The following is a 6,372-nucleotide window of genomic DNA, read 5'->3' on the forward strand; positions in this document are numbered from 1 at the left end:
AATTTAAACGAGTGTTTAAAATTGATACATATATGAAAGGAGTCATTGCTCTAAATCCGACTTTTGACATAGACTTAAGTGCTTCTTTGCTATCCTCCTATAGATTTAGCAGACTAGCTTTTGAAAAAATAAATAATCAAAAAATAGGAAACAACGATGAGTGAAGTACAAACAGTAGATAATATGGTCTCAATTTCGATTGATGGCGTCGAGTATAAGGCAAAAGAGGGTGAATATATCCTTAATGCTGCTCGTGCCAACAATGTTTTCATCCCAGCTATATGTTACTTGACAAGATGTTCGCCAACATTGGCGTGCCGTATTTGTCTGGTTGAGGCAGATGGAAAACAAGTATATGCATGTAACGCTAAAGTGAAAGAGGGAATGGAAGTCACCATTGACACGCCAAATATCCTTGAAGAGCGTAGAGCTATTATGGAAGTTTATGATGTAAACCACCCGCTTCAGTGTGGTGTATGTGACAAGAGTGGTGAGTGTGAGTTGCAAAACTATACACTTGAACTCGGGGTTGATTCACAATCATATATGATTCCAGATACGAAAAGAGAGGCAACAAATTGGTCTTCAGTACTACACTATGATCCAGGCCTTTGTATCGTATGTGAACGTTGTACTACTGTATGTAAAGACATGATAGGTGATGCAGCGATCACTACGGCAAAAAGAGGTGGTGCAGACCTTGACAAAGGGTATAAAGACTCTATGCCAAAAGATGCATACTCTATGTGGAACAAACTTCAAAAGTCTGTTATCGCTCCTAGCAATGGGACAGAGTTTACAAATTGTTCAGACTGTGGTGAGTGTCTCGCTGTATGTCCGGTTGGTGCACTGGTAAGTCGTGATTTTGTGTATCAGTCAAATGCTTGGGATTTAAGAAGAATACCTGCTGTTGCAGCACACTCAAGTGATGGGGCACAAATTTATTATGAAGTAAAACCTACGTCAATTGAAGACAGATCTGAAAAGATCTACCGTGTTACCAATGAATGGAACTATGTATCATTAGACGGTTCAGCACGTTTTGCGTATGATTTTGAGAACAGAAATGTAAGTAAAGATGAAGCAGCATTTAATGCAGCACTTGAAGCATTCAAAAAAGCAGATACAGTTCGTTTTAATTCTATGATCACAAATGAAGAAGCGATGATGCTTCAAACACTTAAAGAAAAAATGGGACTTAAACTCTATAATCCAGAGGTAAGAGCATTCCAAAAATTCTTAGGGCACTATGCTGCCGCGTCAGGTTCATCTTTATACTCTACAGATACAGATGCGATCATGAAGAAGAGTGATTTTGTTATCTCTGTGGGTGCAGCACTTAGAAATGATTCTCCAGCACTTAAATATGCGTTTAACAACGTACAAAAGCTTAACAAAGGTGCAGGACTTTATTTCCACCCGGTAGGTGATACACTCATCCCTACATTTGGTAAGACAATTGAAGTGTTCAATCACAAAGTGGGACTTGAAGAAGCAGCACTCTATCTTATCTTAGATCTCTTTGCTGATAAAGATAAACTTCCTGCTGAGGTCAAAGAATATATTGAAAGCTTTAAAAGTTCTGAGACTAGAACAGTTAAAGAGCAAATCATGAAGACTGTAAAGGAGATGGTTGTCAATGAAGAGACCGGAGAAGAGGAAGAAGTATCTAAAAAAGTAAAAGAGACTGTTGAAAAAGAGATCACAGTTACTATTAATGGTTTAGTGAATTTACTCGGCGGAGACTCTGAAAAATTCGATGATGCATTTGATAAGATGATAAAGAAAAAAGAAGCTTTCTCACTAATGGTGGGTGAAGATCTTTACTTCCATGAAAAAGCAGAAAATCTGGCTAAACTTGTGGCACTAGTTGAAGCAACATGTAACATTGATGTAGTGATGACACCACCAAAGTCAAATGCATTGGGTGTAGCACTGATCTGTGATCTTGATGATGAGTGTTCTGGATACACCATAGGTTACAATGAAAATGGTGACTTTAGACTCTCTGCACTAGGTGATGGTGATTTAGATATGCCTGCAATGAATCAGCAAGAGGGGACATTAACATCAATGGCTAAAAGAGTACTTCCTACCAATGCTGCATTAGAGTATGGTGGATATGAGCTAAATGATCTTATGAAAGCACTTGTAGGGGCACCAGAAGAGACTATTGACTGGACAGAGATGCTTCCTGAAGGAAAAGGCTTTAAAGCGCTAGCATTTGACTCATTACCAAATGCATTTACTAATCAAGGTGTAGATAATCGTGGATATAGACTTGATGTTACGGTTCAAGAGGTAGAACTACCGACTGTAGAGAAGTTTGATGAAAATTTAGCACTTGAAGGTGAAATCGCGTATAGATGTAACCCTGCTAGACAGTTTAATGACTTTACAGACAAATCACACGAAATCTTTGAAGCATTTGCACTCTATGCAAGTACAGCTAAAGCAGAGAGTTTGGGAGAAAAAGTAGAAGTAGTATTTGAGAATGGAAGTATTACTTTAGATGTAGTTGCGGATGAAAAGATCCAAGGTGACATTGTAAAAGTACCAGATTTTAAATCTGCTAAAGATGTGTATGGTCTCTTTGGAGAGTCAAGATATCAAACAGTAACATTGAGAAAGGTGTAATATGGAAACAACACTTGTAGAAAACTTACCAGAGGTAACTGCTGTAGGTGTCATTATCAAAGCCGTGATTATCTTGGCTGTGATTTCGGCAATTGCAGGTTTTGGTACTTATATAGAAAGAAAAGTACTTGCATTTATGCAAAGACGTCTTGGGCCAATGCACGTAGGACCTTATGGTTTACTGCAAATTGCGGCAGATGGTATTAAGCTCTTCACAAAAGAAGATATCATCCCACAAAATGCAAACAAGTTGATCTTTATGATCGCACCGATTATTACAGCAGCAACTGCATTTATTGCACTTTCTGCTGTACCTGTTTTCCCAGATTTTACTGTCCCTGAGTTTATTCCTTTACTTGGTGGTACATTTGTACCATCTATCGCATCTGACTTAAACATTGGTGTATTGTTTGTACTTGGTATGATGGCAGCTGGTCTTTATGGTCCATTGCTTGCTGGTATGTCACAAGCTAACAAATGGGGTATTATCGGTGCAGCAAGAACTGCGGTTCAGTTTTTATCCTATGAGGTAGTTACAGGGCTTTCTATCTTAGCACCGATCATGCTGGTTGGTTCATTATCATTTGTTGATTTTAATGAAGCGCAAGCTGGTGGTATCGGTTCATGGCTTATTTGGCAACAACCAGTAGCATTTGTACTTTTCCTTATAGCAGGATTTGCAGAGACGAACAGAACACCATTTGATCTTCTTGAGCATGAAGCAGAAGTTGTTTCTGGTTATGCAACAGAGTATTCAGGTATGAGATGGGGTATGTTCTTCATTGGTGAGTATGCAAACATGATCACTGTTGCAATTATTGCTTCAATTGTATTCTTAGGTGGATATGACGCAGCGGGTGCATTTGGATGGTTGTTTATTATCCTTAAAGTTGCATTTTTCTTCTTCTTAATGTTATGGGTTAGAGCATCATGGCCACATATTAGACCAGATCAGTTAATGTGGCTTTGTTGGAAAGTATTAATGCCAATCGCTTTAATCAATATTTTGATTACTGCTATAGTGATGATGGTATAAGGGAGCAGGTATGAGTTTAGAACAATTTAAAAACAGAAATGTAGGAACGCAAAACTACAAAAAAGTTGATGTAGGAAGTAAACCTGAAACAGCTATGGAGCAGTTTTCACAAGTTGTGAAGAGAACATTTAAAGGTGAACTTTTTGTAGGACTTTGGGTAACTTTAAGAGAGATGATCAATGCTCTTTTCAAAGGTCAGATGCATACAGTAAAGTATCCATTTGAAAAAATGCCAATATCACCAAGATATAGAGCGATACATGACATGCTTAGATTACTTGAATCAGGTAACTACAGATGTATCGGTTGTGGTCTTTGTGAAAAGATATGTATCTCTAACTGTATCTCTATGGATACAAGATATGATGAAGATCAACGTAAAGAAGTGAGTGAATATACCATTAACTTTGGTCGTTGTATCTTCTGTGGTTATTGTGCAGAAGTATGTCCGGAACTTGCTATTGTTCATGGACCGCGTTATGAGAATGCCTCAGAGCAAAGAGCTGGTTTCTCACTCTTTGAAGATATGTTAACACCTATCGATAAACTGAACTTACAGCAAGAGTATGATGGATTTGGTGCAGTATCTCCAAATGCAGATGAAAACATTAAACAAACGCCACTAGCGTATTAGGGAGAGTAGAATGTATGAAATCGTAGCCTTTTACCTATTTTCGGCTTTAACAATAGGACTTTTCTTGATCACAGTGATGAGTAAAAATATACTTTACTCTATGACATCACTTGCAGCAGGTATGGTACTTATCTCTGGATTCTTCTTCATCTTGGGTGCAGACTTCCTTGGTGTAGTTCAACTTGTGGTATATGTAGGGGCTATTATGGCTCTCTACGCATTTGCAATGATGTTCTTTGATGCAACAAGAGATATCAAAGAGAAAAATACAAACAATGCTTTAGTCTTCTTGCTTGGCGGACTCTCAGCATTGGTATTGGTACTGATGTTCGCAGCACCGATCTTCAGCGAGAATATCCAGGCACTTTACCCAATGCATGAAGGTGTAGGTAATGCACAGGATGTTGGAATCGTGCTCTTTACAAAGTATCTTGTACCGTTTGAAGTAGCCGCACTCATGTTGCTCGTAGCAATGATCGCTGGAATTATACTTGCTGGTAAGAAAATGGATGTGAGTCTCACTGAAGATATGGGTGCAGATGATGAAATTATGATAGTAAAGGATGAAAAATGATGATAGGTCTTTCTCACTATTTGATCGTATCTGCGATACTCTTCTCTATAGGATTGGTCGGTGTACTTAGAAGAAGAAACCTTTTAATGCTTTTCTTCGCAACAGAAGTAATGCTGAATGCAGTCAATATAGCCTTTGCAGCGATTTCACATTATTACAATGATTTGACAGGTCAAATGTTTGCATTCTTTATCATTGCGATTGCAGCGAGTGAAGTGGCAGTGGGTCTGGGTATATTGATCGTATTGTATAAAAAACAGGGAAGTCTTGATCTTGACGACCTTGCAAGTATGAGAGGATAATAATGGAAAATTTAGTATATGTAGCACTTTTTGCACCATTTGTAAGTTCTCTTTTTGCAGCTTTATTTGGTATGAGTGAAAGAAAAATATTTGTAGGTATTGTTGGTTCTATACTTATAGGTGTAGCATTCGTTGCTTCGGCAACATTGGCATACAATCTTTACACGACAGGTACAGTCGTACATGTAACGATGATGGATTGGATCAATGCAGGTGATCTGAACATACCGTTTGGTTTTGTGGTTGACCAGATATCGGTTACAATGATGACAGTGGTGACTTTGGTTTCTACTGTAGTACATATCTATGCGATCGGTTATATGGACCATGATAAGAGTTTCAACAGATTCTTCTCATACCTCTCTGCCTTCGTATTCTCTATGATGATACTTGTGATGTCAGATAACTTTGCCGGTCTGTTTATAGGTTGGGAAGGTGTTGGTGTTTGTTCATGGCTACTGGTTGGTTTCTGGTACCATAAGCCGGACCAGGCAAGAGAAGACAATCCTTCTATCTCACCTTCATGGGCAGCAAATGAAGCATTTATTATGAACCGTATCGCTGACCTTGGTATGTTGGTCGGTATCTTTATCCTTTATTGGAACACGGGTTCTTTGCAGTATGATGAAGTATTTGCTCAGCTTCCATATCTTGGTGAAACAGTGTTAGTAACGGCTGCGATCGCACTCTTTATCGGTGCGATGGGTAAATCAGCGCAGTTCCCGCTTCATACATGGCTAACAGATGCAATGGAAGGTCCTACGCCTGTTTCTGCATTGATCCACGCAGCAACGATGGTAACAGCAGGGGTTTTCCTCGTCATTAGATCTAATCCATTGTACAGTATGGAAGAAGTGGCAGGGGTGAGTTTCTTCATTGCATCACTTGGTACCTTTGTTGCATTCTACGCAGCATCTATGGCACTGGTTGAACGTGACCTGAAAAGAATTATTGCCTACTCTACGCTTTCACAGTTAGGGTACATGTTTGCTGCAGCAGGACTTGGTGCGTACTGGATCGCAATGTTCCACCTAGCAGCACACGCATTCTTTAAAGCACTCCTCTTCCTTGGTGGAGGTAACGTAATGCATGCGATGCATGATGAGCTTGATCTCTTTAAGATGGGGGCACTAAGAAAGAAGATGAGAGGGACATGGATCTACATGACCATCGCTTCCATTGCACTTGC

Annotated in this window: 6 protein-coding genes; all 6 read left to right on the forward strand. The window is 39.2% G+C overall.

Annotation, left to right across the window (positions count from 1 at the left end; all coding sequences use genetic code 11):
* Positions 1-156 precede the first annotated feature (156 nt).
* Positions 157-2,637: an NADH-quinone oxidoreductase subunit G gene (locus ABZC96_RS07540; RefSeq protein WP_373030197.1), complete on the forward strand. Its 2,481-nt coding sequence runs from the start codon at positions 157-159 to the stop codon at positions 2,635-2,637.
* Between the two features lies 1 nt (position 2,638).
* The gene (nuoH, locus tag ABZC96_RS07545) at positions 2,639-3,673 is read left to right on the forward strand and encodes an NADH-quinone oxidoreductase subunit NuoH (RefSeq protein ID WP_373030199.1); all 1,035 of its coding nucleotides are present in this window, start codon (positions 2,639-2,641) and stop codon (positions 3,671-3,673) included.
* A gap of 10 nt (positions 3,674-3,683) precedes the next feature.
* Positions 3,684-4,307, forward strand: coding sequence for an NADH-quinone oxidoreductase subunit NuoI (nuoI, locus tag ABZC96_RS07550; RefSeq protein ID WP_373030200.1), 624 nt, complete (start codon positions 3,684-3,686; stop codon positions 4,305-4,307).
* 10 nt (positions 4,308-4,317) lie between these two features.
* Entirely contained in the window at positions 4,318-4,881 is a 564-nt protein-coding gene (locus ABZC96_RS07555) for an NADH-quinone oxidoreductase subunit J (RefSeq protein WP_373030201.1), read from the forward strand.
* Entirely contained in the window at positions 4,881-5,183 is a 303-nt protein-coding gene (nuoK, locus tag ABZC96_RS07560) for an NADH-quinone oxidoreductase subunit NuoK (protein ID WP_008244681.1), read from the forward strand. The genes ABZC96_RS07555 and nuoK overlap by 1 nt, the downstream gene beginning before the upstream one ends.
* A gap of 2 nt (positions 5,184-5,185) precedes the next feature.
* Positions 5,186-6,372, forward strand: a 1,187-nt coding sequence (gene nuoL / locus ABZC96_RS07565; protein ID WP_373030202.1) for an NADH-quinone oxidoreductase subunit L, incomplete at its 3' end; no start/stop codon positions are given.

The sequence above is a fragment of the Sulfurovum sp. genome (genome assembly GCF_041551015.1).
Taxonomy (GTDB): Bacteria; Campylobacterota; Campylobacteria; order Campylobacterales; family Sulfurovaceae; genus Sulfurovum.

What these genes read in the sequence shown, in the direction of transcription:
- nuoH (WP_373030199.1), top strand. Translation starts at nt 2,639, where the DNA reads ATGGAAACAACACTTGTAGAAAACTTACCAGAGGTAACTGCTGTAGGT.
- ABZC96_RS07540 (WP_373030197.1), top strand. Translation starts at nt 157, where the DNA reads ATGAGTGAAGTACAAACAGTAGATAATATGGTCTCAATTTCGATTGAT.
- nuoK (WP_008244681.1), top strand. Translation starts at nt 4,881, where the DNA reads ATGATAGGTCTTTCTCACTATTTGATCGTATCTGCGATACTCTTCTCT.
- ABZC96_RS07555 (WP_373030201.1), top strand. Translation starts at nt 4,318, where the DNA reads ATGTATGAAATCGTAGCCTTTTACCTATTTTCGGCTTTAACAATAGGA.
- nuoI (WP_373030200.1), top strand. Translation starts at nt 3,684, where the DNA reads ATGAGTTTAGAACAATTTAAAAACAGAAATGTAGGAACGCAAAACTAC.